Origin of the sequence: Actinokineospora sp. (genome assembly GCF_050699995.1) — a bacterium.
Taxonomy (GTDB): Bacteria; Actinomycetota; Actinomycetes; order Mycobacteriales; family Pseudonocardiaceae; genus Actinokineospora.
Genome location: NZ_JBOHGC010000187.1, coordinates 1 through 3,746 on the forward strand (window position 1 = coordinate 1; position 3,746 = coordinate 3,746).

At 66.2% G+C, this 3,746-nt stretch carries 6 protein-coding genes; 3 read left to right on the top strand and 3 right to left on the bottom strand.

The genetic code is table 11. The annotated features are described in order from the left end of the window. Positions 1-34: 34 nt before the first annotated feature. Genes ACRDSQ_RS10215 through ACRDSQ_RS10225 form a run of 3 tightly spaced genes read right to left on the bottom strand, consistent with a single transcriptional unit; the run spans position 35 to position 1,274 of the window. Positions 35-415: a bacteriophage spanin2 family protein gene (locus tag ACRDSQ_RS10215; RefSeq protein WP_431420608.1), complete on the bottom strand. Its 381-nt coding sequence runs from the start codon at positions 413-415 to the stop codon at positions 35-37. 46 nt (positions 416-461) lie between these two features. Next, positions 462-650, bottom strand: a complete 189-nt coding sequence (locus ACRDSQ_RS10220; RefSeq protein ID WP_431420609.1) for a DUF1918 domain-containing protein — start codon at positions 648-650, stop codon at positions 462-464. A gap of 45 nt (positions 651-695) precedes the next feature. Continuing rightward, entirely contained in the window at positions 696-1,274 is a 579-nt protein-coding gene (locus ACRDSQ_RS10225) for an HhH-GPD-type base excision DNA repair protein (protein ID WP_431420610.1), read from the bottom strand. A gap of 97 nt (positions 1,275-1,371) precedes the next feature. On the opposite strand from ACRDSQ_RS10225, the gene ACRDSQ_RS10230 reads away from it, so the two are divergent. The 3 genes from ACRDSQ_RS10230 to ACRDSQ_RS10240 all read left to right on the top strand — a co-directional run. After that, entirely contained in the window at positions 1,372-2,421 is a 1,050-nt protein-coding gene (locus ACRDSQ_RS10230; RefSeq protein ID WP_431420611.1) for a type IV toxin-antitoxin system AbiEi family antitoxin, read from the top strand. After that, the gene (locus tag ACRDSQ_RS10235; protein ID WP_431420612.1) at positions 2,387-2,806 is read left to right on the top strand and encodes a hypothetical protein; all 420 of its coding nucleotides are present in this window, start codon (positions 2,387-2,389) and stop codon (positions 2,804-2,806) included. Before ACRDSQ_RS10230 ends, ACRDSQ_RS10235 begins: the two co-directional genes overlap by 35 nt. A 117-nt stretch (positions 2,807-2,923) precedes the next feature. Continuing rightward, the coding region (locus ACRDSQ_RS10240) for a transposase family protein (RefSeq protein ID WP_431420613.1) at positions 2,924-3,746 on the top strand (823 nt) is incomplete at its 3' end.

Here is a 3,746-nt window from a genome sequence, read left to right on the forward strand (position 1 = left end):
GCCCCCCGCAAGGGCAGGCGGCCGTTCTCGTTCGCTACAGGCAGGCCTGCGTCAGCGCGTTGGCGGCGCCGACTTTCTCCTTGGCCCACGCGGTGACACTCGCCGGGTCGATCGAGTTCGGCGTGAGCTCGCCGACCTTGGCGGACATGTCGGTCAGCGCGTCCTTCAGGGTCGCGTCACCGGTCTTCTCGGCGAGGGCCTGCAGGTCGGCCGCGGTCTTCTCGGCGTCCTTCACGGCCTGTTCGGGGTTGGAGAGATCCGGATAGAAACCCGCCAGCTTGGCGGCGTCGAGGCAGACGCTCGCCTTGTCGGTGGCGGAGTCGGCCGCGCTCGTGGCTTCACGCACGGCGTCACACGCGGTCAGCCCGCACGTCATCGCCGCCGTGACCAGAATGATCGCCAGCCGAGATCGCATAGTGCCCCCTTGAGGAGTGGAAGAGGACACAGGTTAGCGAGTCACCTCACTGGGGCTCGTGCTCGACCACACAATCGGGTCCGGGGACGATCAAGCTCTCGTGTCCGTCGTTGAACTTGACCAGATACGGCGGCGCCCCATCGGCACCACGCACCTCAAGGATCTGGCCAAGATGGTCGGCGTTGCCGACGTTGCGGCCGTGGATGTGTAGCCGATCGCCTACCGCTGCTCGCATGGGGGCCACCTCCGCGTCTCAGGGTAAGCGCAGGTCGCCAAGGCCTCAACCGCTCTTGGCGGTGGCCTTCTTGGCTTTCTTGTAGGCGCGGACTTCGGCGAGGGTGTCGGCGCTGGTGACGTCCGCGACGGACATCCGGGTGTTGGTGCCGCCGTAGTCGCCCGCGGCCTTCCGCCAGCCGTACGGGGCCACGCCGTACTGCTTGCCCAGCAGGGCGACGAAGATCTTGGCCTTCTGCTCACCGAATCCAGGAAGGGCCTTGAGCCGCTTCAGCACCTCGGCGCCGGTGGGCTTGTCCTTGGTCCAGATCGCTTCGGTGTCGCCGTCGTAGTGCTCGACGATGTACTGGCACAGGGCCTGCACCCGCCTGCCCATGCTGCCGCCGTAGCGGTGGATGGCGGGCGGCGTGGTCGAGATGGTGGCGAACTCGTCCGGGTCGTAGTCGGCGATCTGGTGGACGTCGAGCTCGCCGCCGAGGCGGTCGTAAAGCTTCTTCGGTCCGTTGAAGGCGACCTCCATCGGGATCTGCTGATCCAGCAGCATCCCGATCAGCAGCGCGAGCGCGTTCTCCGCCAGGAGGGCATCGGCTTCCGGGTTCTGGGCGATGCACAGCGTGCGAGTCATGAACGAAAGGATTCCACACGCCGCTCGGCCGTGAGCTCAACCTCGGCGTCAGCCTGGGAAACTTGCGGTCAAGGCAGCTTGCGTTCAAAATCGATGCATGTTCAGCGAAAATGAACATGGCGAAATTCTGAACGAACGTGCGCGGCTGGCCGAGTTGGACAACGTGTTGCGCGGGCTCGGTCTCAAGATCGACATGCTGTCGGACAAGCACGCTCTCGACCACGGAGTCGACCTGGTGGCCCGCGTCAGTCGCGCGTCAGGCGCGGCTCGGACATACGCCGTCGAGATCAAGCGAAGCGTGCCGCCCGAACTCGCGACGGCTCTTCATCCGCACCCTTCATTCCCAACGCTGGTCGTCACCCGCTCTATCACCGAGCAGGCTGCGGGTCTGCTGCGCGAGCGCGGAATCGACTACGTCGATGAGGCAGGCAACGCGCACATCGCTTGGGACGACGTGCTCATTGACGTCCGGGGGCGCCGCAAGGCGGGCGGACACACCATCGGTTCCGCGTCGCGCGGGAGCAAGGCGTTCAGCCGTGCGGGGCTGCAGGTCGGGTTCGTCCTGCTCAGCTGGCCCGCCATGGCAGGCCGGCCGCTGCGCGCGCTCGCGAACGCCTCCGGAGTCTCGCTCGGCACGGCCCAAGCGGTCGTCGATGACTTGGCCAAGGCGGGCTACTTGTACGACGCGGCGGGCGAACGCAGGCTGGTCAGAGCGGGGGAGTTGCTCAACCGATGGTCAGAGGCCTACTCGACAAGGCTCTCACCGTCGTTGTCCGGCGACGAATTCGAGGTCTCCGACATCTCGTGGTGGCGGGACTCGGAGGACGAGTTGACGCGGTTGAACGTCCAGGTGGGCGGCGAAGCCGGTGCGAGCATCCTTGACCCGCACCTCATCCCGGCCACCCTGACCCTCTATGCCGACGAGCGGCCGCGCTCACTCATCGGCAAACACCGAATGGTGCGCGCCGAACAGGGTGGCAACATCCACATACGACGACGGTTCTGGACGATGCCGGGACAGCCGTGGCTCGTGCCTTCGACGTTGATCTACGCCGATCTCCTTGCGTCCGGCGACCCTCGCCAACGTGAGCATGCAGACAGGATTCGACGCGGTGACGATCGACTTGCGGGCCTCGACCGACTATGAGGTCCTGCGGGCCGCCAGGGTGTTGGCCCGGATCGATGAGGTGGCGCGCGAAGCGCGGGTCTCGTACCTGGTAATTGGGGCGACTGCGCGCTCTCTCATTTCGATCGACCTGCTGGGAACGAGCCCCCAACGCCAAACCAAGGACGTCGACGTCGCGGCCGAGGTTGACTCCTGGGAGGAGTTCGACAGCCTGGTGCGGAACCTCGACAAGCACGGCCGCTCTGCGCACAAGTTCATCATCGAGGGAACCGAGGTCGATGTGGTGCCTTACGGCGGCATCGAACAGGCGGATCGGACAATCATGTGGCCCGATGACCAGGTGATGAGTGTCCTCGGCTTTCGCGAAGCGGTCGATTCGGCGCAGACGGTGAGCCGTTCCGAGTAACGGTTCGCGACGCTGTGTGATCTTGCTGGCGCCAGGGCGTGGCGCCATGAGAAAGACGCAGAACCCCGGTATGAAGACGATCCTTCCGAGATCAACTTCGCCGAGGTTCTGCGCCCGATGAGTGTCACATATACGGCTGTCCTTGATGTGTCCGAGGCCAGTGTCGAGTTCCTGTCCTCGTTGCTGGCCACTGAGCGGGTGCGGCGGGGCACCCGGGAGGGCAGGCGCGCGCTGGGCTGTGATGAGCAGGCTGTGCTGGTGTTGCGCTGGTTCTTCGATGACACGCGGATGTCGGCGCTGGCCAGGGACAACGCGATCTCGGCGGCCACCGCGTACGCCTACCGCGACGAGGGTGTCGCGGTGCTCGCCGCGCGGCGCCCGTCACTGCACGGTGCGCTGCTGGCGGCCAAGACCGCCGGGCACTCGCATGTGATCGTCGACGGCACGTTGATCCACACCGATCGGATCTCCACGCCGGGCCCGACACCCGGGGTGGACTTGTGGTGGAGCGGCAAACACCATCATCACGGCGGCAACATCCAGGTCGTGTCCGCCCCGGACGGGTGGCCGTTGTGGACCTCCGGTGTGCGGCCCGGCCGTGAGCACGACATCACCGCCGCCCGCGCCGACCCCGACCTGCTCGCCCGCATCGCCGACTGGGTCCACGACGGCGCCCCGGCCCTGGCCGACCTGGGCTACGAAGGCGAACCCGACACGTTCAGGATCCCGTTCAAGAAACCCAAGAACAGGAACCTCACCATCGATCAACAGACCTACAACGCCGTCCACGGCGCCCTGCGCTGCCTCGGCGAACGCGCCAACTCGCTACTCAAAACCACTTTCAAGGCCCTGCGTCGCCACCGCGGCTGCCCCTGGCGCATCGGCGATATCGTCGCCGCCGCCCTGGTCCTGCTCCACCACGAACACCACCACACCACAT

What these genes read in the sequence shown, in the direction of transcription:
- ACRDSQ_RS10215 (WP_431420608.1), bottom strand. Translation starts at nt 415, where the DNA reads ATGCGATCTCGGCTGGCGATCATTCTGGTCACGGCGGCGATGACGTGC.
- ACRDSQ_RS10220 (WP_431420609.1), bottom strand. Translation starts at nt 650, where the DNA reads ATGCGAGCAGCGGTAGGCGATCGGCTACACATCCACGGCCGCAACGTC.
- ACRDSQ_RS10225 (WP_431420610.1), bottom strand. Translation starts at nt 1,274, where the DNA reads ATGACTCGCACGCTGTGCATCGCCCAGAACCCGGAAGCCGATGCCCTC.
- ACRDSQ_RS10230 (WP_431420611.1), top strand. Translation starts at nt 1,372, where the DNA reads ATGTTCAGCGAAAATGAACATGGCGAAATTCTGAACGAACGTGCGCGG.